The sequence below is a fragment of the Phenylobacterium sp. genome (assembly GCF_030693405.1).
Classification (GTDB): domain Bacteria; phylum Pseudomonadota; class Alphaproteobacteria; order Caulobacterales; family Caulobacteraceae; genus Phenylobacterium.
In genome coordinates this window covers 1-23,311 of sequence record NZ_JAUYAW010000049.1, presented here as the reverse complement: position 1 = coordinate 23,311, position 23,311 = coordinate 1, and the positions used below count along the sequence as shown (strand labels likewise).

26 protein-coding genes are annotated in these 23,311 nt (G+C 68.3%); 20 read left to right on the top strand and 6 right to left on the bottom strand.

Annotated features, from left to right (window positions below; all coding sequences use genetic code 11):
• Positions 1 to 16: 16 nt before the first annotated feature.
• From Q8N19_RS10580 to Q8N19_RS10565, 4 genes are all read left to right on the top strand, one after another.
• On the top strand, positions 17 to 493 hold the full coding sequence (locus tag Q8N19_RS10580) for a glutathione peroxidase (RefSeq protein WP_305590431.1): 477 nt from the start codon (positions 17 to 19) through the stop codon (positions 491 to 493).
• A gap of 135 nt (positions 494 to 628) precedes the next feature.
• Positions 629 to 3,022, top strand: coding sequence for a TonB-dependent siderophore receptor (locus tag Q8N19_RS10575; RefSeq protein ID WP_305590429.1), 2,394 nt, complete (start codon positions 629 to 631; stop codon positions 3,020 to 3,022).
• 12 nt (positions 3,023 to 3,034) lie between these two features.
• Positions 3,035 to 4,306: an aminotransferase class V-fold PLP-dependent enzyme gene (locus Q8N19_RS10570; protein ID WP_305590427.1), complete on the top strand. Its 1,272-nt coding sequence runs from the start codon at positions 3,035 to 3,037 to the stop codon at positions 4,304 to 4,306.
• Between the two features lie 76 nt (positions 4,307 to 4,382).
• Positions 4,383 to 5,078, top strand: a complete 696-nt coding sequence (locus tag Q8N19_RS10565; RefSeq protein WP_305590426.1) for an aspartate/glutamate racemase family protein — start codon at positions 4,383 to 4,385, stop codon at positions 5,076 to 5,078.
• Here Q8N19_RS10565 and Q8N19_RS10560 read toward each other — a convergent pair whose 3' ends face one another.
• The 5 genes from Q8N19_RS10560 to erpA form a co-directional block, all read right to left on the bottom strand.
• Positions 5,079 to 5,429 (bottom strand): hypothetical protein, encoded by a 351-nt coding sequence (locus tag Q8N19_RS10560; RefSeq protein ID WP_305590425.1) that lies wholly within the window; start codon positions 5,427 to 5,429, stop codon positions 5,079 to 5,081. It lies immediately after the preceding gene.
• Positions 5,430 to 5,493: 64 nt separating this feature from the next.
• On the bottom strand, positions 5,494 to 6,186 hold the full coding sequence (locus Q8N19_RS10555; RefSeq protein WP_305590424.1) for an NnrU family protein: 693 nt from the start codon (positions 6,184 to 6,186) through the stop codon (positions 5,494 to 5,496).
• Positions 6,187 to 6,236: 50 nt separating this feature from the next.
• Positions 6,237 to 6,968, bottom strand: a complete 732-nt coding sequence (locus Q8N19_RS10550) for a hypothetical protein (protein ID WP_305590422.1) — start codon at positions 6,966 to 6,968, stop codon at positions 6,237 to 6,239.
• Between the two features lie 42 nt (positions 6,969 to 7,010).
• The gene (gene xth / locus Q8N19_RS10545) at positions 7,011 to 7,790 is read right to left on the bottom strand and encodes an exodeoxyribonuclease III (protein ID WP_305590420.1); all 780 of its coding nucleotides are present in this window, start codon (positions 7,788 to 7,790) and stop codon (positions 7,011 to 7,013) included.
• 82 nt (positions 7,791 to 7,872) lie between these two features.
• Positions 7,873 to 8,205: an iron-sulfur cluster insertion protein ErpA gene (erpA, locus tag Q8N19_RS10540; protein ID WP_305590417.1), complete on the bottom strand. Its 333-nt coding sequence runs from the start codon at positions 8,203 to 8,205 to the stop codon at positions 7,873 to 7,875.
• A gap of 83 nt (positions 8,206 to 8,288) precedes the next feature.
• Between erpA and Q8N19_RS10535 the strand changes: the two genes are divergently transcribed.
• The 12 genes from Q8N19_RS10535 (at position 8,289) to Q8N19_RS10480 (ending at position 18,958) form a co-directional block, all read left to right on the top strand.
• Complete coding sequence (locus Q8N19_RS10535) at positions 8,289 to 9,467, top strand: deoxyguanosinetriphosphate triphosphohydrolase (RefSeq protein ID WP_305590415.1); 1,179 nt, start codon at positions 8,289 to 8,291, stop codon at positions 9,465 to 9,467.
• Positions 9,468 to 9,572: 105 nt separating this feature from the next.
• A complete protein-coding gene (locus Q8N19_RS10530; protein ID WP_305590413.1) occupies positions 9,573 to 10,331 on the top strand; it encodes an SPOR domain-containing protein in 759 nt (252 codons plus the stop codon).
• Complete coding sequence (gene nagZ / locus Q8N19_RS10525) at positions 10,316 to 11,344, top strand: beta-N-acetylhexosaminidase (protein WP_305590466.1); 1,029 nt, start codon at positions 10,316 to 10,318, stop codon at positions 11,342 to 11,344. The genes Q8N19_RS10530 and nagZ overlap by 16 nt, the downstream gene beginning before the upstream one ends.
• On the top strand, positions 11,344 to 12,159 hold the full coding sequence (locus tag Q8N19_RS10520) for a ScpA family protein (RefSeq protein ID WP_305590411.1): 816 nt from the start codon (positions 11,344 to 11,346) through the stop codon (positions 12,157 to 12,159). Before nagZ ends, Q8N19_RS10520 begins: the two co-directional genes overlap by 1 nt.
• Positions 12,156 to 12,809, top strand: a complete 654-nt coding sequence (gene scpB / locus Q8N19_RS10515) for an SMC-Scp complex subunit ScpB (protein WP_305590409.1) — start codon at positions 12,156 to 12,158, stop codon at positions 12,807 to 12,809. The genes Q8N19_RS10520 and scpB overlap by 4 nt, the downstream gene beginning before the upstream one ends.
• Positions 12,810 to 12,944: 135 nt before the next feature.
• Positions 12,945 to 13,157 (top strand): twin-arginine translocase TatA/TatE family subunit, encoded by a 213-nt coding sequence (locus Q8N19_RS10510; protein WP_305590465.1) that lies wholly within the window; start codon positions 12,945 to 12,947, stop codon positions 13,155 to 13,157.
• Between the two features lie 118 nt (positions 13,158 to 13,275).
• Entirely contained in the window at positions 13,276 to 13,827 is a 552-nt protein-coding gene (gene tatB / locus Q8N19_RS10505) for a Sec-independent protein translocase protein TatB (RefSeq protein ID WP_305590407.1), read from the top strand.
• On the top strand, positions 13,824 to 14,723 hold the full coding sequence (gene tatC / locus Q8N19_RS10500) for a twin-arginine translocase subunit TatC (protein WP_305590405.1): 900 nt from the start codon (positions 13,824 to 13,826) through the stop codon (positions 14,721 to 14,723). Before tatB ends, tatC begins: the two co-directional genes overlap by 4 nt.
• 108 nt (positions 14,724 to 14,831) lie before the next feature.
• A complete protein-coding gene (serS, locus tag Q8N19_RS10495; protein ID WP_305590404.1) occupies positions 14,832 to 16,112 on the top strand; it encodes a serine--tRNA ligase in 1,281 nt (426 codons plus the stop codon).
• A complete protein-coding gene (surE, locus tag Q8N19_RS10490; RefSeq protein ID WP_305590402.1) occupies positions 16,109 to 16,885 on the top strand; it encodes a 5'/3'-nucleotidase SurE in 777 nt (258 codons plus the stop codon). The genes serS and surE overlap by 4 nt, the downstream gene beginning before the upstream one ends.
• Before the next feature lies 1 nt (position 16,886).
• On the top strand, positions 16,887 to 17,546 hold the full coding sequence (locus Q8N19_RS10485; protein WP_305590400.1) for a protein-L-isoaspartate(D-aspartate) O-methyltransferase: 660 nt from the start codon (positions 16,887 to 16,889) through the stop codon (positions 17,544 to 17,546).
• Positions 17,547 to 17,650: 104 nt separating this feature from the next.
• On the top strand, positions 17,651 to 18,958 hold the full coding sequence (locus Q8N19_RS10480; RefSeq protein ID WP_305590398.1) for a peptidoglycan DD-metalloendopeptidase family protein: 1,308 nt from the start codon (positions 17,651 to 17,653) through the stop codon (positions 18,956 to 18,958).
• A 32-nt stretch (positions 18,959 to 18,990) separates the two neighbouring features.
• Here the strand turns inward: Q8N19_RS10480 and Q8N19_RS10475 are convergent, their stop codons facing one another.
• On the bottom strand, positions 18,991 to 19,830 hold the full coding sequence (locus Q8N19_RS10475) for an ATP-binding protein (protein ID WP_305590397.1): 840 nt from the start codon (positions 19,828 to 19,830) through the stop codon (positions 18,991 to 18,993).
• 172 nt (positions 19,831 to 20,002) lie between these two features.
• Here Q8N19_RS10475 and yajC point away from each other — a divergent pair, with 172 nt between their 5' ends.
• The 4 genes from yajC to Q8N19_RS10455 are packed head-to-tail and all read left to right on the top strand — an operon-like array spanning position 20,003 to position 23,265.
• Complete coding sequence (yajC, locus tag Q8N19_RS10470; RefSeq protein ID WP_305590462.1) at positions 20,003 to 20,296, top strand: preprotein translocase subunit YajC; 294 nt, start codon at positions 20,003 to 20,005, stop codon at positions 20,294 to 20,296.
• A 35-nt stretch (positions 20,297 to 20,331) separates the two neighbouring features.
• Positions 20,332 to 21,936 carry a protein translocase subunit SecD gene (secD, locus tag Q8N19_RS10465; protein ID WP_305590395.1) on the top strand — a complete coding sequence of 535 codons (1,605 nt, stop codon included), beginning with the start codon at positions 20,332 to 20,334 and terminating at the stop codon, positions 21,934 to 21,936.
• A gap of 11 nt (positions 21,937 to 21,947) precedes the next feature.
• A complete protein-coding gene (secF, locus tag Q8N19_RS10460) occupies positions 21,948 to 22,901 on the top strand; it encodes a protein translocase subunit SecF (RefSeq protein WP_305590393.1) in 954 nt (317 codons plus the stop codon).
• Between the two features lie 4 nt (positions 22,902 to 22,905).
• Positions 22,906 to 23,265, top strand: coding sequence for an Mth938-like domain-containing protein (locus tag Q8N19_RS10455; RefSeq protein WP_305590391.1), 360 nt, complete (start codon positions 22,906 to 22,908; stop codon positions 23,263 to 23,265).
• Positions 23,266 to 23,311 lie beyond the last annotated feature (46 nt).

Below are 23,311 nucleotides of genomic sequence, written 5' to 3'. Positions count from 1 at the left end.
CCTGCAGGAGCGCCCCATGACCAACGCATATGATTTCGCCTTTCAAGCCATTGATGGGGCCGACCTGCCCCTGACGACGTTCCGGGACAAGGTGGTCCTGGTGGTCAACACCGCCTCGAAATGCGGTCTGACGCCGCAATATGAGGGTCTGGAAAAGCTCTATGCCGACTATCGCGACCAGGGCCTGGTGGTGCTGGGCGTCCCCTCAAATCAGTTCGCCGGCCAGGAGCCGGGGACCGAGGCCGAGATCGCGGCCTTCTGCGCCACCACCTATGGCGTCGACTTTCCGCTGACCGCCAAGACTGATGTGAAGGGCGAGGGCGCCCACCCCTTCTATCAGTGGGCCAAGGCCGAGCTGGGGGAGTCCGCCGACCCGGCCTGGAACTTCCACAAGATCCTGGTGGGCAAGGATGGCGCTCTGATCCGCGCCTTCGGACCACGCACCGACCCGATGGACGCCGAGGTTGTCGGCGCCGTGAAGGCGGCGCTCTAGACATCTGTGGGGACAGGTTCGCCTGTCCCCGTTCTTCCAACCCTACGAAAGTTCATCCCCCCGTCGCAGGGCTGTCATCGCCCGGGTCCAGAGCGGCGCCGTCGAGAACACTCGACCTGGAATCGGGGATAAACAATGCACTATTCGGGTCTGAAGCGCAGACTGTACGCCACCGTCGCAATCACCATGGCAATCGGCGCCCTCGGCGGGCAGGCCCATGCGGACGACAGCGCCACCGTCGATGAGCTGATCGTCACCGGCACCCGCGAGGTCGGGCGCACCCAGTTCACCACCCTGGCGCCGGTGGATGTGCTGTCGGAAGAGATGATCCAGGCCTCGGCCACCGCCCAGCTGGGCGAGAACCTTGCTCAGCAGATCCCGTCCTTCATCGTCCAGCGCCTGCCGACCTCCGATGGCCTGCAGTTCGTTCGCCCGGCGACCCTGCGCAGCCTGTCGCCGGACCAGACCCTGGTGCTGGTGAACGGCAAGCGCTTCCACCGCTCGGCCTTCCTGGGCTCGCGCGGGGCCCAGTCGGCTGACCTGGCGCAGATCCCCTCCTATGCGGTGAAGCGGATCGAGGTGCTGCGGGACGGCGCCTCGGCCCAGTACGGCTCCGACGCCATCGCTGGCGTGATCAACGTCATCCTCAATGACCAGCCGGGCGTGCGTGGCTTCGCCCAGGCCGGCCAGTTCGCCGAAGGCGACGGCGTTACCTATCGCGCCGGCGTGCAGGCCGGCGTCGAGATCGGTTCGGCCAACTTCAACCTGACCGCCGAATGGTCGGACGCCGAGGCCACCTCGCGCACCCGTCAGCGGCAGGACGCCATCGATTTCCAGGCGGCCAACCCGACCCTGAAGGTCCCCAATCCCGTGCAGCGTTGGGGCAATCCCGACCTGGAGACCCGGGCGCTCGGCCTGAACACGGTGGTCGACACCGGCGAGGCCGGCGAGCTCTACGGCTTCGTCACCTATACCGAGACCGAGGGCGTCAACGACATCAACTGGCGCAACCCGGCGACCAATCCGGGCATCTATCGCACGACGACCGTCTTCCCGGGCTTTGACCTGCGCAGCATCTATCCGGCCGGCTTCACCCCGATCGAGGGCGTCGAGTCCAAGGACTATCAGACCCTGGCCGGCTTCCGTGACGTGGCGGGCGACTTCACCTGGGACCTGAGCGCCTCCTACGGGCGCAACGACACGGCCTTCTTCCTCAACAACACCATCAACGCTTCGCTCGGCCCCAATAGCCCCACCGATTTCGATCTTGGCCGGCTGGTGCAGTCGGAGTTCAACCTGAACGCCGACGCCGTCTATCGGATGGACGTGGCCGCCCTGGCCGCCCCGCTGAACATCGCGTTCGGCGCCGAGCGTCGGGTCGAGACCTACGCCATCCGCGCAGGCGATCCCGAGTCCTACGCCGTGGGCCCTGGCGCGGCCTTTGGCCTGGCGCCGGCTTCCAACGGCTTCCCGGGCTTCAGCGACATCCAGGCCGGCGAGTGGGACCAGGAGAGCTACGCCGCCTATGTGGACATTGAGGCCCAGCTGACGGAGGCCTGGAGCCTCGGCGGCGCGCTTCGCTACGAGGACTTCTCGGAGTTCGGCGACACGGTGAACGGCAAGATCGCCAGCCGCTACGCCATCACTGACAACCTCGCCGTCCGCGGCGCCTGGTCCAGCGGCTTCCGCGCGCCCACGCCTGGCCAGCTGAACTCCACCAGCACCTCGCAAGGCTTGGACACCGTGACCCTGCAGCTCTTCACCTCGGGCCGCCTGTCGCCGACCAATCCGGTGGCGGCCTTCCTGGGCGCAGAGCCCCTGGAGCCGGAAACCTCCGAGACCATCACCGCGGGCCTGACCTGGCGCACGGACTATGGCTTCTCCGGCTCCATCGACGCCTATCAGATCGATGTGAGCGACCGCTTCTCGACCTCGGCCGGGATCACCGTCACCCCCGCCATTCGCGCCCAGCTGGTGGCCGCCGGCGTGCCTGGCGCCTCGGCCTTCACCCGCATCAACTGGTTCGCCAACGACTTCGACACTCGCACCCGCGGCGTCGATGTGGTGGGCGCCTATGACCGCGACCTGGGTCCTGGCCGGCTCAATCTGACGGCGGCCTACAACTACAATCAGACCGAGGTCACGGCCGGCTCCATCGCCGCCAATCCGACCCAGCAGCGTCTGTTCGAGGAATCCCGGCCACAGCACAATGCGACCGCCTCGGCCACCTACGGCGTCGGGCCCTTCGAGGTCCTGGGCCGCATGCGCTACTACGGCTCCTGGACGGACTCCACCGGCAACGCCACCGGCGATATCTTCCAGGACTTCGGGGCGATGACCTTCTTCGACCTGGCGCTCAGCTACGCCCCGTCGGAGCACGTCTCCATCCGGCTCGGGGCGGAGAACGTCCTCGACTCCTATCCGGATGAGGCGGTCTTCCAGGCCAGCCGCGGGCTCGTCTACTCGCGGAACTCGCCCTACGACACCAATGGGGCGATGTATTATCTGCGCCTCGACACCAGCTTCTAGGGGCGTTCAGCCATGACGAAACTCACCCGCCGGGGCGTGGTCGCCGCAGGTCTGGCTCTGGGCGCAGGTTCACAGGCCTTGGCCGCCGCGTCGCCTGCGGGGGGGATCGTCATGGCCGCTGACGAGACGTACTGGGCCGGCATCGCCGCCCAGTACGATCTCGCCGACGACGTCATCCAGCTGGAAAACGGAAACTGGGGGATCATGGCGCGGCCCGTCCTGGCCGCCTATGAGCGCCACCAGGCGATGGTCAATCGCCGCAACTCCTACTATTCGCGCCGGGACTACGGGGGCGACCTGGCTAGGATCCGCGCCCGGGTGGCCGCCAATCTGGGCGTGGAGCCAGACGAGATCGCCTTCACCCGCGGAGCCACCGAGGCCTTGCAGGCCCTGATCGGCGGCTACAACCGGCTCAGGGCCGGCGACCAGGTGCTGATCGCCGATCTCGACTACGACTCCATGCAAAGCGCCATGGCCTGGCTGAAGGATCGCCGCGGGGCGGATCTGATCCGGGTCAGCCTGCCCGAGCCGGCCACGGAAGCGGGTCTGGTGGAAGCCTATGCCCAGGCGCTGGAGGCCCATCCCCGGGTGCGGCTGATGTTGCTGACCCAGGTGAGCCACCGCAATGGCCTGCATCTGCCGGTGGCCCAGATCACCGCCCTGGCCAGAGCGCGGAACGTGGATGTCATACTCGATTCCGCCCACGCCTGGGGGCAGGTGGGGACCAACCTGCGTGACCTCGGCGCGGACTTCGTCGGGCTGAACGGCCACAAATGGATCGGGGCCCCCATCGGGGTCGGTGTCCTCTACATCGCCAAGGCCCGTATTCCGGATATCGACCCCTTCATGGGCGCAGACGACTACGCCGCCGGCGACGTGCGGCTGCGGGTCCATACAGGCACCGCGAACATGGCCGCCTACCTGGCCATGGAGGACGCGCTCAACTTCCACGAGGCCATCGGGACGTCGGCCAAGGCCGCACGCCTGACCTATCTTCGCCGCCGGTGGACCGAACCCCTGCGCGGGGTTCCAGGCGTGCAGATCCTGACGCCGGACGATGACCGCCTGGGCTCTGCGCTGGGGGCCTTTCGGCTGACCGGCCGGATGACCCCGGCGGAGAACGCCGACCTTGCACGCGCGCTGCTGGAGCGCTTCGGCATCTTCACCGTCGCCCGGCACGGCCTGGCCAGCGGGTCCTGCGTGCGGGCCACGGTCAGCCTGTTCACCCGCCCGGCCGAGGTTGATCGTCTGGCCCAGGCTCTTCTGGAGTTGGGCGGCGCCTGAAGCGGCGCGCGGCCCTTGGCGACTCCCTGGGCGAGGGATAGGCAGGGCCCCTGGGATTGAAGAACTTCGAGGCGACATGCGGCGTCTGGGCCTGATCGGCGGCATGAGCGCCGAGAGCACCACCACCTACTATCAGCTGCTCAATCAGGGGGTTCGCGCCCGGCTGGGCGGCCTGCATTCGGCCGAGCTTCTCCTGTGGTCGGTGGACTTCGCGCCCATCGCCCAGATGCAGGCGGCCGGCGAGTGGGGCCGCGCCGGGGCGCAACTGGCCCAGGCCGCCCACGTGCTGGAGCGGGCCGGAGCGGAAGCCGTGCTGATCTGCGCCAACACCATGCATCTGGTGGCGGATGAGGTCGCCGCCGCCATCTCCGTGCCCCTGATCCATATCGGCGACGCCACCGCCGGCGCCCTGGTCGAGCAGGGGGTGAAGCGACCCCTGTTGCTGGCCACCCGCTTCACCATGGAAGAGAGCTTCTACCGCGAGCGCCTGGAGGCTTATGGGCTTCAGCCCATGATCCCGGGGGATGCCGCGCGCGAGCGACTGCACGCCATCATCTATGACGAGCTGTGCCAGGGGGTGATCGATGTGGTGTCTCGGACGGCGGTCATGGCCATGATCGAGCGGGGCCGGGCCGATGGCGCCGACAGCGTCATCTTCGGCTGCACCGAGCTTGGCTTATTGCTGGAGCCCGACTCGGTAGGGCTGCCTGTGGTGGATTCGGCCCTGGCCCACGTCACCGCGGCGCTCGACTTCGCCCTGGCGGTCGCCTGATCAGTCTCGCCGGCGGCCCTTGTCAGCCTCGGCGTTGATGTATTCCTCGAAGCCGCTGGCCTTCACCGCCCGGTCTTCCAGCCGCGCTGGCCCTGGCGCCCCTGACGGCGGCTCGTTCGGGGCGAAGGTCACCCCAGGCCCTGGGGCGGCCGGCGGCGCATTGACGCCGTAGGGACTGGGCTGATCCCAGGGCGCGGGACCGCCCTTTCGGGCTTCATAGTCAGCCCGCTCGGCGTCGCTGACCACCCCATCGCGATTGGCGTCGGCTGGATTGTGCAGCCGCAGCGTCTGGGCCTGGGCGCCGCCGGCGACGAGCAGGGCGATCAGGGGCAGGGGCCAAAGACCTCGCATGACGGGCGTCCCTCTTACTGGAAGTCCCCCGATCATCGGCGCTGCGGTCAGCCCGGACAAGACCTCAGGGCAGGGCGACGACGCCGAACAGGTGCGGGTGGCCGACCAGCAGGACGGCGTAGACGATGATCGCCGCCAGCGGACGCCACAGACCAAGCTCGCCCAGCCTCAGGGACTGACGACCGGCCAGGATGGCGGCGAAGGGAATGTTCGAGGTCTGGCTGGCGAAGGGCTCCCAGGCCGCGCCCAGGACCCGGCGTCGCTTGGCGTCGATACTGGTGGTCCCGGTGATGGCGAGCACGAGCAGGGTGCCGAACAGGGTCATGCCAGCCTGGTCGCCATTGACGATGAGGTGGCCGATCGCCCAGATCGCCACGCCCCAGAGAAACGGGTGGCGGGTGATGCGAAGGACGCCCTTCACCGCGTCGTCACGCTGCAGAACGCCTTCCTGCTTGACGCTGGTCGGATTGGGCGTGGTCAGGCCGATGACCACAAAGAAGATGGCGATGAACTGCAGCAGCAGCTGGATGTGTCGGGTGGCCTCGCCCACGCCCCAGTAGACATCGTTGGTGGCGTCCCCGCGCACCTGACCATAGGCCATGATCATCCAGGCAAGGCCGGCGATGGAGGCGAGGGAGAAGAGCCCCATATAGGCGCCTTCGCCGATACGGCTCACCAGCGCGTCGCGGACCCGGGTGCCGGAGATGAGCAGGTGAATCAGGACGAAGAAGGCTGCAGCGGCGGTCAGCTGGATCATGTGGTCGTCCCCCGAAAACCGCCGGACCATCCCGCGATAAATTTACAGCGTCAAGAGAAGGCTTCGTCTGGCTCGTCGTCTTCGAAGAGGTCGCGGGTGCGCGGCCCTTCCCGGCGCGGGGCAGCCGATCGGGAGCGTACGGGCGGCGACTCGTCCCACGGCGGCGTCTCGGTTTCCGGCTGCGGCGATCGCGGAGCCGGCTCTGGCCGGGCGACCATCTGTGGCGGGGGGGCGGGGGGCGGCGCAGCGGCCGGTCGCGGCGGACTGGCGCGACGCAGGATGGCCTCGACCCGGGCGATCCAGCGATTGGCTTCCTGGATGGCTTCGGCAGGTGAGGGGGCGTTGCGTTTGGCCTCGTCGCCGGGCGCCCACAGGGTGACTTCAAAATCCGGATAGCGGGCGTCGTCGAAGACGAAGCGGAGCGTCACCTGGCCGCTCCCGGGCGTGGTGCGTTCCAGAGCCCGCCGGCCCTCGCCGCGATAGGCGCGGGCGCGCACCTCGCCATCGACGATCAGCTCGGCGCCCACCAGTTCGTCGATGCGATAGACCAGGCACCAGGCGCCCTGGTCCCAGGCGACGGCGGCGAGGCTGCGGGCGAAGTTGAACCCCACGCCCCGACCATTGGCGATCAGCACCGCGTCGGCGGGCAGCTTCAGCACATTGCGAAAGGCCCGCCGGATACGGCGGTCCTCGTCCATGAACCAGATGGCTGCGCTGCCGGCGAAGGTCACCGCCGTGCCCGCCAGGGCCAGCCAAAGGAGCAGTCGCGCCGTCTCATCCATGAGGCGGAAATCTACCCTTGTTCGTCGCGCCCGGAAAGCGGCTCAGAGGTCGAGTTCAACCACCAGCGGCACATGGTCCGACGGCTTTTCCCAGCCGCGGACATCCCGATGAATCTCGCAGCCGCGCAGCCGGTCGGCGGCCTGGGGCGACAGCAGGGCGTGGTCGATGCGGATGCCATGGTTCCGCTGCCAGGCGCCGGCCTGATAGTCCCAGAAGGTGTAGGCCCCGGGCGCCCCGTCGGCCTGCATGTAAGCGTCGGACAGACCAAGCCACTTCAGGGCCCGGAAGGCCTCGCGAGAGCGGGGCTGGAAGAGGGCGTCGTCGAGCCACTTCTCGGGGTTTTCCGCGTCCCGGGGCTCGGGAATGACATTGTAGTCGCCCATCAGGGCCAGGGGCTCTTCCAGCGCCAGCAGGCCCTGGGCGTGGCGGTGCAGACGCGCCATCCATCCGAGCTTGTAGTCGAACTTCTCGGTGGTCACCGGATTGCCGTTGGGCAGATAGATCGAGGCGACCCGAACCGGGCGCGGACCAGAGACGACAGCTTCGATGTAGCGGGCCTGCTCGTCGCTCTCGTCGCCGGGCAGGCCGCGGGTCACGTCCTCCAGCGGGGTCTTCGACAGGAGGGCGACGCCATTATAGGTCTTCTGGCCGAGAACCTCGACATTATAGCCAAGCCGTTCAAAGGCTTCGGCCGGAAACTTCTCCTCGACGCACTTGATTTCCTGCAGGCAGGCGACGTCTGGGGCGGCCTCTTCAAACCAGCGGACCACCGTCTCCAGCCGGGCGTTGACGGAATTGACGTTCCAGGTGGCCAGACGCATCGCGGTCTCCAGGTCTTAGCGAAGCGCGAAGCTAGAGGGGCAGGCTGTCCGGCTCAATGGGCCTTGAAGCGCCTGCCTGACCTCAGATCGAGAAGCTGACGCCGCAGCCGCAGCTGGATTTGGCGTTGGGGTTGCGGATCTTGAACTCCGCGCCGACCAGCTCGTCGACGAAGTCGATTTCCGAGCCCTTCAGCATCACGAGCGACATCTCGTCCACCAGGGCCGCGGCGCCATCCCGCTCGATGCGCAGATCATCCGGCTCGGCCGCGTCCACCAGGTTCAGCTGGTACTGGAATCCCGAGCAGCCACCGCCCTCGACGGCGATGCGGAGCATGATCGGCTTGCCCTGGGCCTGGCTGATCGCCTTGAGCCGTTCGGCCGCCGAAGCGGAGAGGGTGAGATCGCGTGTGGTCATGGCCTGTTAAATCAACCTGTGGCCTGGACTATATGAGGACTTATGCGGCCTCGACCAAGGGGCTCGTCCGAATGAAGGGTTCAATGGCCGCCTCCCTGCCTCTCCGCGTCGCCTATGCCGAAGATCCCACAGCCTCCCTCGGGCGCAAGGTCGCAGAGGCCGAAAGCGCCACCCGCACCCCGTTTGCCCGGGACCGGGACCGCATCATCCACTGCACGGCCTTCCGGCGCCTGAAGGAAAAGACCCAGGTCTTCGTGGCCCATGAGGGCGATCACTTCCGCACCCGCCTGACCCATTCCCTGGAGGTGGCGCAGATCGCCCGGTCCCTGGCCGCAGCGCTGGGCCTGGACGCCGACCTCGCCGAGACCATCGCGCTGGCCCACGACCTTGGCCATCCGCCGTTTGGCCATGCCGGCGAGGACGAACTCCAGGTGCTGATGGAGGCCTATGGGGGCTTCGACCACAACGTCCAGACCTTCCGGGTGGTGACCAAGCTGGAGCGCCGCTACCCCGGTTGGGACGGCCTGAACCTGACCTGGGAGACCCTGGAGGGGGTGATCAAGCACAATGGGCCGGTGGCCTCGAAGCTGGATCGTCCGTCCTGGCGCGCCATCGCCGAGTTCGACGGCGAATATGGCCTGCGCCTGTCGACCTGGGCGTCCGCCGAGGCCCAGGTGGCGGCGCTCGCCGACGACATCGCCTACAACAACCACGACGTGGACGACGGGGTGCAGGCGGGCCTGTTCCATCTGAAGGAGCTGCTGGACGTGCCGCTGATCGGCCCGATCCTGCATCAGGTCTATCAGGATCATCCCGGCCTCGACGCCGGCATCACCCGACTGGAGGCCGTGCGCCGCATGATCGGGGCCATGGTCGGGGACGTCATGGCGGAGACCCGCCGCCGGGCCGAGGTCAACGGGCTGACCAGCCCTGAAGACGTGCGGATGATGTCGGGCGCCCTGGTGGCCTTCTCGCCGGACATGGTCGAGGATCTGGCCCAGCTGCGCGCCTTCCTGATGGAGCGGATGTATCGTCACTGGCGGGTCAACCGGACTCGCAGCCAGGCGCGCCGCATTCTGGCCGAGATGTTCGGCTTGTTCATGCAGGAGCCCGACGTCCTGCCGACCGAGTGGTTCGCCCAGGTCAAGGACCGGGGAGAGGCCGGCCGGGCGCGGGTGGTGTGCGACTACATCGCCGGCATGACCGACCGTTACGCCATCGAGGAGCATCGCCGGCTTTTCCATCTCGATGTCTGGAACTAGCCCGCTTTGAAGGCCGCATGGGCGGTGCGCCTTCGATAGACTGGCGCCACGTCCCGCCTGATTCGCGACGGGACCAGATACCTTTTTGCCCGCGGAGCCTACGCGATGTCCGACCATGATCGCGGCGCCTACACGCCTCCCACCGACGCGCCGCTGTCCTTCGACGCGCGCCAGCCGGTGCGCGGCTCGCGCCCCGCGCCGATGATGCTGGTGATCAGCGCCATCGTCCTGGTGGTGCTGGTGGTGGCCATTGTCCTGATCTATCGCTCCGGAGCCCGGGAGGCCGGCGATCCGCCCCAGACCGTGGGAAGCCCCGTCGGCGAGATGAAGACGGCGCCGGCGCCGGAAGATCAGCCCGTCGATCCGGCCACGGGTCTGCAGATCTATCGCTCCGAGGACGGCGCGCCTGCCCCGGCCCAACCCAACTTCGTCCCCCCGCCCGAAGAACCGCAGGCGCGCCCAGAGCCGCAGCTGCGGCCCACGGCGCCGGTGACCAGCCAGCCCGCGCCGCCCGCCCAGCCTGCGCCGACGCCGGCGCCAGCTGCCAAGGCCCCCGCGCCTGCGCCGGTCGCCAAGGCGCCTGAACCCAAGGCCTCGACGCCGACGCCGGCCGCCGTGGCCAGCGGCGGCGCCATGGTGCAGGTGGGCGCCTTCTCCTCCGAGGCTTTGGCCGACGCCGGCTGGAACGACGCCATGCGGGCCCTGCCGGACTCCGCCGCCGGCAAGGGCAAGCGGGTCGAGCCCGTCGAGAGCAACGGCAAGACCCTCTATCGCGGCTATGTCACCGGCTTCTCGTCCCGGGCCGAGGCGAGCGCCTATTGCGACCGCCTGAAGGCGGCCGGCCGCAGCTGTTTCGTCCGGTGAGCGTCCGCGCCTGCATCCTCGGCTGCGCGGGTCTGGAGCTGACCCGCGAAGAGGCGGCCTTCTTCGCGGACGTGAAGCCGTGGGGCTTCATCCTCTTCAAGCGCAATGTGGAGAGCCCCGATCAGGTCAGGCGCCTGGTAGACGCCCTGCGCGGCACGGTGGGCCGCGACGACGCACCCGTTCTGATCGATCAGGAGGGCGGTCGGGTGCAGCGCCTGGGGCCGCCGCACTGGCCCGTCTATCCCCCCGGCCGCGCCTATGGGCGGCTGCCAGGCAATGACCCGCTCCTGCGTCGGGAGATCACCCGTCTGGGCGCCCGGCTGATGGCCCATGATCTGGCTGAACTGGGGATCAATGCCGACTGCGTGCCGGTGCTGGACGTGCCCCAGGCCGGCGCCCACGACGTCATCGGCGACCGCGCCTATGGGGATACGCCCGGGGAGGTCGCCCTGCTGGGCCGGGCTGCGGCCGAGGGGCTGATCGCCGGCGGGGTCTTGCCGATCATCAAGCATATCCCTGGCCACGGCCGGTCCATGGCCGACAGTCATCTGGACCTGCCGGTGGTGGACGCGACGCTCGAAGACCTGGACGCTGTGGACTTCGCACCGTTCCGGGTGCTGTCGGACATGCCCATGGCGATGACCGCCCACGTGGTCTATTCGGCCATCGACCCCAAGCGCCCGGCGACGACCTCGCGCAAGGCGATCAAGCACGTCATCCGCGACTCTATCGGCTTCCAGGGCCTGCTGATGAGCGATGACCTGTCGATGAAGGCCCTGTCCGGCGACTTCAAGGCCCGCACCAAGGACTCCCTGGCCGCCGGCTGCGACGTGGTCCTCCACTGCAATGGCGACATGGCCGAGATGACCCCGATCGCCGACGCCTGCGGGAAGCTGTCGGGCAAGGCTAGGCGCCGCGCCGAGGCCGCGCTCGCCCGGCTGGCCAAGCGGCCCGAGCCCATCGACCTCGCCGAGGCCCGCGCCCGGTTCCAATCGGCCTTCGACGGCGGCTGATGAGCGGGCAAGGCTTCCAGCCCAATCTCGACTTCGAGGCCGCGGCCACGGCGGCCGAGGATGGCGAGGCCCTGATCATCGATGTGGACGGCTATGAGGGGCCGCTGCATGTCCTCCTGGCCCTGGCCCGCACCCAGAAGGTGGATCTGCTCAAGCTGTCGGTGCTGAAGCTCGCCGAGCAGTATCTGGCCTTCGTCCATCAGGCGCGGCGCCTGCGGTTCTCCCTGGCGGCGGACTATCTCGTCATGGCCGCCTGGCTGACCTATCTGAAATCCCGCCTGCTGCTGCCCAAGCCCGAGCGTCCTCAGGCCGAGGAGCCGCCGGCCGAGGAAATGGCCGCCCAACTTGCCTTTCGCCTGGCCAAGCTGGACGCCATGCGCCTGGCCGCAGACGCGCTCAAGGACCGGCCGCAGCTGGGCCGCGAGGTGTTCGGCCGGGGCGACCCTGAGGCCATCCGCATCATCCCCTCCATGCGCATCGAGGGCGACCTCTACAGCCTGATGGACGCCTATCTGGACCAGCGACGCCGGGACGAAAGCCGCCGCTATGCGCCGCGTCCGCCCCGGGCCTATCCCCTGGAGGCCGCCCGCGAACGCCTGCGGGGTCTGCTGCCTGAGCTGGAGCGCTGGACGCCGCTGGCAGGGGTCGCGCCCCTGCGCGTCGGGGGAGGCGAGGGACCTTCGCGGGCCTCCTATCTTGCCTCGACCCTCTCGGCGAGCCTGGAGCTCGTGAAGGAGGGCGCGCTTGAGGCGCGGCAGCTGGAAGCCTTCGCCGATCTCTATCTGCGGGCCCGCCACGGGGAGGCCGCCCCATGAGCGAGGCTGCCGAGCGCGCCATCGAGGCCCTGCTGTTCGCCGCCGCCGGCCCGTTGAGCGCCGCCGATCTAGCGCAGCGCCTGCCGCCACAGACCGATGTGGGGGCGGCCCTGATGGCGCTGAAGGCGCGCTATGCCGGGCGCGGCGTGGAGCTGGCCTGCGTGGCCGACCGCTGGCGCTTCCAGACTGCGGCCGATCTTGCCCACCTGATGACCGAGGAGCGGGCGGAGCCGCGGCGGCTCTCCAAGGCCGCTCAGGAGACCCTGGCCATCATCGCCTATCATCAGCCGGTGACCCGGGCCGAGATCGAAGCGGTGCGCGGGGTGCAGGCCAGCAAGGGAACGCTCGATGTGCTGCTGGAGCTGGGACTGGTGCGCATGCGCGGGCGCAGACGGACGCCAGGCCGACCGGTCACTTACGGCACCACCGAGGCCTTCCTGGAGCACTATGGCCTGGCGAGCCTGGCTGACCTGCCCGGGATGGCGGAGATGAAGGCCGCGGGCCTGCTCAGCCTCGATCTGCCGCCAGACTTCGCCGTCCCCGATCCCACCGCCGTCCGCGACGATGAAGATCCCCTGGACCTGGCCGGCGAGGCGCCGGAATTCCACACCGATTTCCTGGGCGGCGACGAGGAATCGCCGCGCTCCTGACCGGAAAGTGAGCCCACCTGTTCAAAAGCCTTGGCCCTCGCCTTGGCGCTTAGGGGGCTTACTCGTTATATTGATCTGACATTGAGGGGTGGCGACGCGGTCGCCAGCGGCCGCTCAACAAAGGAGTTTCGCCTTATGGGCTCGTTCTCGATCTGGCATTGGCTGATCGTTCTCGTCGTTTTCGCGCTCCTGTTCGGGGGCCGCGGCAAGATTTCGTCGGTCATGGGCGACGCGGCCAAGGGCATTCGCGCCTTCCGCGACGGCCTGAAGAATGAAGAGGCCGAAGAGGCCAAGCCGGAGGTGGTCAAGACCATCCCCGAACGGGAAAAGGACGAAGTCCGCAGCTGATCGCGCGCGGGGCCGGCGCGACCGGCTCCGACCATCGTGCTCTAGATTCCAGGTGATGAGCGCGTCCCACCGCCAGCCGCTCACCCCTTCGCCCAACGCGCTCTAGGCCAGAACCGTCATGCTTCCCGATATCGGCGCAGGAGAACTCCTGCTGATCGCCATTGTCGCCCTGGTGGTGGTGGGCCCCAAGGACCTGCCGATGCTGCTGCGACGGCTGGGCCAGTTCACCGCCCGCCTGCGGGGCATGGCCGCGGAGTTCCGGGCCAGCTTCGAAGAGATGGGCCGCCAGTCCGAGCTGGACGAACTGCGCAAGGAGGTCGAGGCCCTGCGCAGCGGCCGGATGCTGGACGACGAGATGGGCCGGACTGACGCCCAGGCGGTGATGCGCGAGATCGAAACCGGCCTGTCGCAGGGCGACATCCAGATGCACCCGCCGATGGGCTCGCCCTATGCCGGCAGCCAGTCCCTGGCCGAGCCATCTCCCGTGGCTGAGCCGAAGGCGACGCCCGCCGAGCCCGCGGCCAGCCCGACCGAGGCCCCGGCTGCGCCCAAGGCCCCGCGCGCCAGGGCCGCCTCCAAGGCCGCGGGACCCGCCGCCGAGACGGCCTCGCCCAAACCCCGGGCGAGCCGGGCCAAGGCCGCCGCCAAGCCGGCCGGAGACAAGGCGTGAGCACGATCGAGGACGATGACGAGCGGGAGATCGAATCCTCCCGCGCCCCACTGCTCGACCACCTGGTGGAGCTGCGCAAGCGCCTGATCATCTGCATCGTCGGTTTTGCGGCGGGCTTCGCCCTCTGCTTCGCCTTTTCCGAACCGATCTACATCTTCCTGCTGCACCCCTTCGAGGTGGCGGCAAGGCTGATGGCGGCCGAAAACGCCGGCGGCGGCCACGGCCCGTTCTCCATGATGTCGGCCATGGCCGGCCTCAGCGAGGTCCCCGAGGGCGGGGAGGGGCTGCGGCTGGTGTTCACCGCGCCGCTGGAGTTCTTCTTCACCAAGTTGAAGCTGGCGGCCTTCGGGGCGGTGATCGTCACCTTCCCGGTCCTGGCCTGGCAGGTCTACGCCTTCGTGGCGCCGGGTCTCTACAAGCGCGAACGCCGGGCCTTCCTGCCGTTCCTGGCCGCAGCGCCGGGGCTGTTCCTGCTCGGCGCGGCGCTGGTCTACTACATGATCCTGCCGTTCGTGCTGTGGTTCTCCCTGTCCCAGCAGATCGTTGGCGATGCCGCGGTGACCGTGGAGCTTTTGCCCAAGGTCTCGGACTATCTGACCCTGGTCACCACCCTGTTGCTGGCCTTCGGGCTCTGCTTCCAGCTCCCGGTGGTGCTGACTCTGCTGGCGCTCACCGGCATCGTGAATGCGCAGATGCTGCGCACCGGGCGGCGCTACGCCATCCTCGGGGTCTTCATCGTGGCGGCCATCGTCACGCCCCCGGACCCCATCAGCCAGCTGTCCTTGGCCATCCCGATCATCCTGCTCTACGAGATTTCCATCTGGTGCGTCCGGCTGATGGAGCGCCGCCGCCAGCGGGACGACGAGGCCCAGGGCAAGGACGTCATTCCCGTCTAGGCGAGATATGATCCCTTGAGGTGAGATCAGGCCCGGCGCGGGGCTTGGCCCCATGGCCGACGCGCTCTAGAGAAGGCCGCTCAATCCCCAAAGACCGCCGGCGCGCCCATGCACGACATCAAGGCCATTCGCGACAATCCTGACCTCTATGAGCAGGCCTGGAGTGCGAAGGGCCGGTCCGGAGTCACCGCCGAGGCCCTGGCCCTCGACGCCACCCTGAGGGCCGCCCAGACCGCCCTGCAGAAGGCCCAGAGCCGCCGCAACGACCTGTCCAAGCAGATCGGCCAGGCCAAGGGCCGCAAGGACGAGGCCGAAGCCGCGCGTCTGATGGCCGAGGTCGAGACGCTTAAAGGAGTCCTGGAGACCCAAGGGGCGATCGAGCGCGAGACGGGCGAGGCCCTGCGCGACCTGCTGGCGGGCCTGCCCAACCTGCCGGCTGCCGACGTGCCCGCGGGCGCCGACGAGAACGATAACCAGGAGGTCCGCCGCTGGGGTGAGCCCTTCGCCATCGCCTCACCCAAGGATCATGTGGATCTCGGCGAGACGCTCGGCCTGATGGACTTCGAAGCCGCCGCCCGCATGAGCGGGTCGCGGTTTGTGGTGCTGAAGGGCCAGCTCGCCCGGCTGGAACGGGCGCTCGGCCAGTTCATGCTCGACCTGCAGACCCGCGAGCATGGCTATCTAGAGGTCTCGCCGCCCCTGCTGGTGCGCGACGAGGCGGTTTTCGGGACAGGACAGCTACCGAAGTTCGCCGAGGACCTGTTCCACACCGAGGACGGCCGCTGGCTGATCCCCACCGCCGAGGTTTCGCTGACCAACCTGGTGCGCGACCAGATCACACCCACCGAAGAGCTGCCCCTGCGGCTGACGGCGCTCACCCACTGCTTCCGGTCCGAGGCCGGCGCATCGGGACGCGACACCCGCGGCATGATTCGTCAGCATCAGTTCCAGAAGGTGGAGCTGGTCTCCATCACCACGCCCGACCAGTCGGACGAGGAGCACGAGCGGATGGTGGGTTGCGCAGAAGCCGTGCTGAAGGCCCTGGAGCTGCCCTTCCGCACCATGCTGCTCTGTTCGGGCGACATGGGTTTCTCGGCCCGCAAGACCTATGACCTGGAGGTCTGGATCCCGTCGGAGGGGCGCTATCGCGAGATCAGCTCCTGCTCCAACTGCGGCGACTTCCAGGGGCGGCGCATGAATGCCCGGACCAAGGCGGCCGGCGAGAAGGCGACCCGTATCGTTCACACCCTGAACGGCTCGGGCCTGGCGGTCGGCCGCACCCTGGTGGCCATCCTGGAAAACTATCAGGACGAGAACGGCGCCATCGCCATTCCCCAGGCCCTGCATCCCTATATGGGCGGGCTGAACCGGATTGGCGGCGACGCATGAGACTTCTGCTGACCAATGACGACGGCATCCATGCCGAGGGTCTGGAGGCCCTTGAGCGGATCGCCCGGCAGCTGTCGGACGACATCTGGATCGTGGCTCCGGAATACGAGCAGTCCGGCGCCTCCCGGGCCCTGACCCTGTCGGAGCCAGTTCGAGTGCGGAAGCTGGATGACCGGCGCTTCGCCGTCAGCGGCACGCCCACCGACTGCGTGATGCTGGGCATGAGCGAGCTGATCAAGGGTGCCAAGCCCGACCTCGTCCTGTCGGGCGTCAATCGCGGCGCCAATATCGCCGAGGACGTGACCATGTCCGGCACGGTGGCGGGCGCCATCGAGGGCATGGCGATGGGCGTTCCGGCCATCGCGCTCTCCCAGACCGGCGGGCCCAAGCCCCATGAACCCTTCTTCGAGGCCGCCGAGGTCTTCGCCCCGGGGATCATCAAGCGGTTGCTGGAGATCGGCTGGCCCAAGGACGTGGTTATGAACCTCAACTTCCCCAATCGGCCGATCAGTGAGATCACCGAGGTGGAAGTGACCCGCCAGGGTTTCCGCGACGTGCAGGTCCGTCACGCCGAGCGCCGCAGCGATCTTCGGGGCCGGGACTACTACTGGATGGGCTTCCGGCAGGAACGCTCCGAGCCGGCAGACGGCACCGACCTGCGGGCCATCTATCAGGGCAAGATCTCGGTGACGCCCCTGCACATCGACCTGACCCACGCCGAAACCGTCTTCAAGATGCGTGGGGTGCTGGGCGGCGCTCCTCCGAAGGCCTGAGATGGCGCAGGTCCCTGACGACAGCCCCGAGACCCGCCTGGCCCGCCTGGTGCTGGCCCTCCGCTCGCAGGGCGTCAGCGACCCCAAGGTGTTGCAGGCGCTCGAAGCCACCCCGCGGCAGATGTTCACGCCGGACCTGTTCCAGGAGCGGGCCTTCGAGGATTCGGCCCTGCCCATCGCCTGCGGCCAGACCATCAGCCAGCCCTTCATCGTGGGCCTGATGACCCAGGCCCTAAAGATTGAGCCTCGGGCCAGGGTGCTGGAGATCGGCACGGGGTCGGGCTACCAGACCGCGATCCTCTCGCGGATGGCTCGGCTGGTCTATACGGTGGAGCGCTACCGCACCCTGCTGGCCGAGGCCGAGGCGCGGTTCAAGGCGCTCGGCCTGACCAATGTCATCACCCGGTTTGGCGACGGGGGCCTGGGATGGCCCGAGCAGGCGCCCTTCGACCGCATTATGGTCACAGCTGCAGCCCCAGATGAGCCTGCGGCCCTGTTGGCCCAGCTCAAGCCCAACGGCATTCTGGTCGCGCCCATCGGGCGTGGCCCTGTCCAGATCCTGAGACGCTATTGCGGCGATGGAAAGGGCGGTTTCGTCGTGGAAGATCTGGGCGAGGTTCGCTTTGTGCCCCTGCTTGACGGCGTCGCCCGGGAACTCTGAGCGACGCGCTTTTGCGCCTGTTGTGGGATGGCCTGGGTGTCGGCCTTAACCCACCGTTAACCTCAAGACCCCGACTGAGTCAGAACCTGTCCCATGGAGCGGCCATGACGCACTTCCTTTCCCGTACGGCTCTGGTCCTGCTTGCCGGCAGCGTGCTGGCGGCCTGTACCACCTACCAGAGCGAGGGGGTCGAGCAGGTTCGGCCCAACTTCCCGGTTCGCCAGGGCCCCGACCAGCAGGGGGCGCCGCCGGCGACCCAGCCGTCCGGGGAAACGACGCCGCCGCCCAGCGCCCGGCCCACCAGCCCGATCGAATCGCGGCCGCTGGAACCCTTGCCCCAGGCCCAGCCGCGCCCCGGCGACTCCTATCCGCCGCCGCCCCCGCCGCCGGCCCAGGAATACGAGACCGTCACCCGCACCACAGCCACGGGCCAGGTGGTGGACGCTGACGGTCCGCCGCAGACCTATACGGTTGAGGCCGGCGACACGGTCTATGGCATCGCCCGCAAGCTCTCCACGACCCGCGACCAGCTCGCCGCCGACAACAATCTGACCGCCCCCAACTACGTGATCCGTCCGGGCCAGGTTCTCAAAGGGCCCTCCAGCACCACCAAGGCCTATGTGGTGGCCAGCGGCGACACCCTGTTCGCCATCGCCCGGCGCTTCAGCGTCAATGGCCTGGCCATCGCCGACGCCAATGACATGGAGCTGAACGATGTGATCCGTCCGGGCCAGCGGCTGCTGCTGCCCGACGGCTTCCGCGACACCGGCCCAGTGACCAGCACCGTCCGGGTGCCGGTGACCCGTTCGGCGCCTGCGGCCCCGGCCCCAAGCGCGCCCGTCCCGGCCGCTCCGCCTGTGGCGACCCCGCCGCCGGCCGCCCGGCCGCCTGCGCCTACGCGTACGCCTGCGCCTGCGCCTGCGCCGCGGCCGACGCCAGCCCCTGCGCCGACGACGCCCGCGCCTATCGTCCCCAGCACCCGCACGCCGGCCGACGCCCAGGTCGCCCAGCTCGGTCGTGGCCGTTTCATCTGGCCCCTGCGCGGAGACATCCTGTCGACCTTCGGCCCCAAGGGCACGGGCCAGCGTAATGACGGGGTGAATATCCGCGCCCGGTCAGGGGAGGCTGTTCGCGCCTCGGCGGCTGGCGACGTGGTCTATGCCGGCGACCAGGTTCCCGGGTTCGGCAATCTGGTGCTAATCAAGCACGCTGACGGCTGGGTCACGGCCTATGGCCATCTCGCCCGCATCGACGTGAAGATGCAGGACAAGATCACCCAGGGTCAGCAGATCGGCCAGGCCGGCGCCACGGGCGAGGTGGGCGAGCCGCAACTCCACTTCGAGGTCCGTTTCGCCCCGACCCCGCAGGATCGCGCCCGGCCCATCGACCCGATGCTGGTCCTGCCTCAGTAGGGCCTTCGCAAGCTGCGGCGGAGCCTGCCTCGCTAGAGGGGCAGGCTCTTGCCCTGCGCTCCCGCCAGGTCGCGGATGAACTGCCAGGCTACTCGGCCAGAGCGCGCGCCCCGCAACTGCGCCCATTGCAGGGCGTGGCGGTCGAGGTCCGGGTCGCTCAGCCCGTGGCGCTCGGCATAGGCGCGGACGGCCTGCAGATAGGTGGGCTGGTCCATGGGCGGGAAGCCGATCCACAGGCCAAACCGATCCGACACGCTGACCTCCTCCTCGGCGTCCTCGGCGGTGGCGATCAGGCCGCGGTCTTCCTGGTGGCCACGCGGCATCAGGTGGCGGCGGTTCGAAGTGGCGACGAACAGCGCATTGGCCGGCGGGCCAGAGACGCCGCCCTCCAGCGCTGACTTCAAGGCCTTGGCGGCGGCCGCGCCCTCCTCGAACGACAGGTCGTCGCAAAGGACCACGAAACGCTCGTCCCGGCCGCGCAAGAGGTCAAACAGGGCGGGCAGGGCAGTGACCTGATCGCGGTCCACCTCCACCAGCTTGAGATCCTCCTGGGCGGTGGCGACCGCCATGAAGGCCGCCTTGGCGATGGAGCTCTTGCCCGTGCCGCGCACGCCCCACAACAGGACGTGGTTGGCGGGCAGGCCTGAGGCGAAGCGCTGCAGGTTCTCCAGGAACCGGGCCTTCTGGCGTTCGATGCCCACGAGGGCGTCCAGACCCAGCGGATAGTCTGGCGCGGGATGGAAACCGCCGGTCTCCGGGTCGTGGCGGAACAGCCGGGCGCCGGTGAAGTCGGCGGGGGGGGGCGCCTGCGGCGCCAGCCTTTCCAGCGCTTCGGCGATGCGGACGAGGAGCGGGCGCAGGTCTTGATCCATGGATTGGCTGCTTAGCCTCCGGGCTCGCATTGCAAAAGGGGGCGCCAGCGCATAGCTTCCGCCGACCTGAGAGAGGGGCCGACGCACCGGTCCTTGCCCTACTGCCGGAGAGGCCATGTTCGCCACCCCCGCCTACGCCCAGACCGCCGGCGCCGCCGCCGCGGCAGGCCCAATGGATATGATCCTTCAGTTCCTGCCGCTGATCCTGCTGGTGGTGCTGTTCTACTTCCTGATGATCCGTCCGCAGCAGCGCCGGATGAAGGCGCACCAGCAGATGGTCGCCGAACTGAAGCGCGGCGACTCCGTCGTCCTGTCCAGCGGCCTGCTGGGCAAGGTGGTGCGGGTCGAGGACAAGGAAGTCGGCCTTGAAATCGCCACCGGCGTGACCGTTAAGGTCGTCCGGACCATGATCGCTGAGGTCCGGGTCCGGGGCGAGCCGGCGCCGGCTAACGACTCCAAGTCCTGATTGATCCTGCGCCAATATAAGGGCGGTCTCGCCTCATGATGACCCTGTCGCGCTGGAAGATTATCGCCGTCGTTGTGGCGGCGATTTTCGGCGTTCTGTTCTCCGTTCCGAACATGCTGTCGCAGCAGACCCTGGATTCCATGCCAGGCTTCTTCCCGCGGCAGCAGCTGAACCTGGGTCTCGACCTCCAGGGCGGTTCCCACCTCCTGTTGGAGGTGGACACCGAGGCCCTGCGCGCCGAGCGACTGGTCAACACGCTGGAAGACACCCGCGTGACCCTGAACGGGGAGGGCATCGCCTTCTCCGAACTGCGCCAGCAGGGCGGCGAGATCACCCTTCGGACCACCGACCCGGCGCAGCGCGACGCCGCCGTCCAGGTCCTGCGCAACACCCTGGGCGTGGTGTTGGCCGGCACGACCGGCGGGCGGGACATCACCGTGCGAAATGATGGCGCGACCGGTATCCGCATCGCCTTTGTCGAGGAGGCGATGAACGCCGAGGCGGCCAAGGCCGTCGAGCAGTCCATCGAGATCATCCGCCGCCGGATCGACGAACTCGGCACTCGCGAACCCACAATCATTCGCCAGGGCATTGACCGGATTGTCGTCCAGGCCCCGGGCGAGAGCGACCCTGAGCGGCTGAAGAACGTCATCGGTCAGACCGCCAAGCTGACCTTCCAGATGGTCGACGAGGGCGCCGACATGGCCGCCGCCGCCGAGGGCCGGGCGCCTCCAGGGTCGGAAGTGCTGCCCAGCGAGGACGGCTTCAGTCCCTTCGTCGTAGTGCGTCGCCGCGCCCTGGTGTCCGGCGAAATGCTGACCGACGCCAGCCAGGGCTTCGACGCCCAGACGGGCGAGGCGGTGGTCAATTTCCGTTTCAACAGCATCGGCGCCCGTCGCTTCGGCGAGGCGACCGCCCAGAACATCGGCCAGCGGTTCGCCATCGTCCTGGACGGCAAGGTGATCTCCGCGCCGGTTATCCGCGGCGCCATCACCGGCGGCAGTGGCCAGATCAGCGGCAGCTTCACGCCTGAGAGCGCCAACGACCTGGCGGTCCTGCTGCGGGCCGGCGCCCTGCCGGCGCCGCTGACCGTGGAAGAACAGCGCACTGTGGGCGCCGAGCTCGGCGCCGACGCCGTGCGCGCGGGCCAGATTTCCACCGGCATCGCCTTCGTCACCATTCTGGTCTTCATGGTCGTGGCCTATGGCGGCCTGTTCGGCGGCATCTCCGTGGTCGCCCTGCTGGTCAACGCCCTGCTGATCTTCGCCATCATGTCGCTCACCCAGGCGACCCTGACCCTGCCGGGCATTGCGGGCCTGATCTTGACCCTCGCCGTCGCCGTCGACGCCAATGTGCTGATCTATGAGCGCATGCGCGACGAGATCAGGGCCGGGCGAACCGCTATAGCGGCCATGGACGCCGGCTTCTCCAAGGCGATGAGCAGCATCATCGACGCCAACGTCACCACCATCCTGGCCGCCCTGATCATGTTCCAGTTCGGCTCGGGCCCGGTCCGTGGCTTCGCCTGGACGCTGTCGATTGGCGTCGTCACCTCGGTCTTCACCGCGGTTCTCGTCACCCAGGTCCTGCTGGCCCTGTGGTTCCGGGCGACCCGGCCCAAGACCCTGCCGATCGTTTGAGGTTGCGAACCATGTGGCCCCTGATCAAAATTCTGCCCGTCAAGACCAACTTCCGGTTCGTGGCTTTCGCCAGGTATGCCGGCCTCGCCTCAGTGCTGGCGGTCGTGGCGTCCCTGTTTCTCGCCCTCTATCCGCTGACCCCGCCCTGCGGCGGTCTGAACTGCGGCATCGACTTCACCGGCGGCACCTTGCTGGAAATCTCCACAGCGCCTAAGGCGGTGGACCTGGCCGCGGTGCGAAGCGAACTGGGCGATATGGACCTGGGGGATGTCCAGGTTCAGGCCTTCGGCGCGCCCACATCGGCCCTGGTTCGCTTCCAGACGCCCGAGGGTGAAAGCTCCGAACAGGCCATCGCCGAGGTGAAGACCGCCCTGACCGGAGCCCTGGGCGAGGTGGTGTTCGCCAAGACCGAGGTGGTCGGCCCGAAGGTGTCAGGCGAGCTCTTCCAAAGCGGCCTGCTTGCGCTTGGCGTCGCGATCGGCCTGATGATGCTCTACATCTGGTTCCGCTTCGAATTGCAGTTCGGGGTGGGGGCTGTGGTGGGCCTGTTCCACGACGTCATCCTGGCCTTCGGCTTCATCGCCCTGTTCGACCTGGAATTCTCGCTGACCACCATCGCAGCGATCCTGACCATCATCGGCTATTCGATGAACGACACCGTCGTGGTGTTCGACCGCCTGCGGGAGAACCTGCGCAAGTTCAAGAAGATGCCGCTGGCCGAAGTCATTGATCTGACGATCAATGAGACCCTGTCGCGGACCATCATCACCGGTCTGACGGCGGTCCTGGCCCTGACGGGCCTGGCGATTTTCGGCGGCCCGACCCTGTTCGCCTTCTCGGTGATCATGATCTTCGGCGTGGTGATCGGCACCTATTCCTCCATCTATGTGGCGGCTCCGGTGATCTTGCTGTGGGGCGTCAAGCGGGGCGAGGAAGAGGCCGAGCCTCTGCCGGTGCGCACCTAGACGCGTGGCGCGGGACGCACCCAGCCTGGACAGCTTCGGGCCCGGGGGCTTCCGCGTGTCCGGAGTCTGGCGTCCAGGCTCCCTGCTGATCGTCTCCGATGTGGTCGCCCCGTGGCCGGTGCGCCAGCTGGCCGAGGCCACCCCGGACTCCCTCTATCCGGTGTTCGCCGCAGGGGCGCGAGAGGTGGAGTTCCTGCTTCTGGGGACCGGCGCGGTCAACAGCCTGCCGCCAAGACCGCTGCGGGACCTGCTCCAGAAGGGCGGCATCGGTCTGGAGTACATGGACACCGCCGCGGCCTCGCGCATGTACAATGTCCTCACCGCCCAGGGCCGCAGACTTGCATGTGCGCTCATCGCCATGTGAGCTAAGCCCAGGGCGTCAGCTGCGCCGGGGGGCTTCAAGCCGACTT

What these genes read in the sequence shown, in the direction of transcription:
- Q8N19_RS10580 (WP_305590431.1), top strand. Translation starts at nt 17, where the DNA reads ATGACCAACGCATATGATTTCGCCTTTCAAGCCATTGATGGGGCCGAC.
- Q8N19_RS10575 (WP_305590429.1), top strand. Translation starts at nt 629, where the DNA reads ATGCACTATTCGGGTCTGAAGCGCAGACTGTACGCCACCGTCGCAATC.
- Q8N19_RS10570 (WP_305590427.1), top strand. Translation starts at nt 3,035, where the DNA reads ATGACGAAACTCACCCGCCGGGGCGTGGTCGCCGCAGGTCTGGCTCTG.
- Q8N19_RS10565 (WP_305590426.1), top strand. Translation starts at nt 4,383, where the DNA reads ATGCGGCGTCTGGGCCTGATCGGCGGCATGAGCGCCGAGAGCACCACC.
- Q8N19_RS10560 (WP_305590425.1), bottom strand. Translation starts at nt 5,429, where the DNA reads ATGCGAGGTCTTTGGCCCCTGCCCCTGATCGCCCTGCTCGTCGCCGGC.
- Q8N19_RS10555 (WP_305590424.1), bottom strand. Translation starts at nt 6,186, where the DNA reads ATGATCCAGCTGACCGCCGCTGCAGCCTTCTTCGTCCTGATTCACCTG.
- Q8N19_RS10550 (WP_305590422.1), bottom strand. Translation starts at nt 6,968, where the DNA reads ATGGATGAGACGGCGCGACTGCTCCTTTGGCTGGCCCTGGCGGGCACG.
- xth (WP_305590420.1), bottom strand. Translation starts at nt 7,790, where the DNA reads ATGCGTCTGGCCACCTGGAACGTCAATTCCGTCAACGCCCGGCTGGAG.
- erpA (WP_305590417.1), bottom strand. Translation starts at nt 8,205, where the DNA reads ATGACCACACGCGATCTCACCCTCTCCGCTTCGGCGGCCGAACGGCTC.
- Q8N19_RS10535 (WP_305590415.1), top strand. Translation starts at nt 8,289, where the DNA reads ATGGCCGCCTCCCTGCCTCTCCGCGTCGCCTATGCCGAAGATCCCACA.
- Q8N19_RS10530 (WP_305590413.1), top strand. Translation starts at nt 9,573, where the DNA reads ATGTCCGACCATGATCGCGGCGCCTACACGCCTCCCACCGACGCGCCG.
- Q8N19_RS10520 (WP_305590411.1), top strand. Translation starts at nt 11,344, where the DNA reads ATGAGCGGGCAAGGCTTCCAGCCCAATCTCGACTTCGAGGCCGCGGCC.
- scpB (WP_305590409.1), top strand. Translation starts at nt 12,156, where the DNA reads ATGAGCGAGGCTGCCGAGCGCGCCATCGAGGCCCTGCTGTTCGCCGCC.
- Q8N19_RS10510 (WP_305590465.1), top strand. Translation starts at nt 12,945, where the DNA reads ATGGGCTCGTTCTCGATCTGGCATTGGCTGATCGTTCTCGTCGTTTTC.
- tatB (WP_305590407.1), top strand. Translation starts at nt 13,276, where the DNA reads ATGCTTCCCGATATCGGCGCAGGAGAACTCCTGCTGATCGCCATTGTC.
- serS (WP_305590404.1), top strand. Translation starts at nt 14,832, where the DNA reads ATGCACGACATCAAGGCCATTCGCGACAATCCTGACCTCTATGAGCAG.
- surE (WP_305590402.1), top strand. Translation starts at nt 16,109, where the DNA reads ATGAGACTTCTGCTGACCAATGACGACGGCATCCATGCCGAGGGTCTG.
- Q8N19_RS10485 (WP_305590400.1), top strand. Translation starts at nt 16,887, where the DNA reads ATGGCGCAGGTCCCTGACGACAGCCCCGAGACCCGCCTGGCCCGCCTG.
- Q8N19_RS10480 (WP_305590398.1), top strand. Translation starts at nt 17,651, where the DNA reads ATGACGCACTTCCTTTCCCGTACGGCTCTGGTCCTGCTTGCCGGCAGC.
- Q8N19_RS10475 (WP_305590397.1), bottom strand. Translation starts at nt 19,830, where the DNA reads ATGGATCAAGACCTGCGCCCGCTCCTCGTCCGCATCGCCGAAGCGCTG.
- yajC (WP_305590462.1), top strand. Translation starts at nt 20,003, where the DNA reads ATGGATATGATCCTTCAGTTCCTGCCGCTGATCCTGCTGGTGGTGCTG.
- secD (WP_305590395.1), top strand. Translation starts at nt 20,332, where the DNA reads ATGATGACCCTGTCGCGCTGGAAGATTATCGCCGTCGTTGTGGCGGCG.
- secF (WP_305590393.1), top strand. Translation starts at nt 21,948, where the DNA reads ATGTGGCCCCTGATCAAAATTCTGCCCGTCAAGACCAACTTCCGGTTC.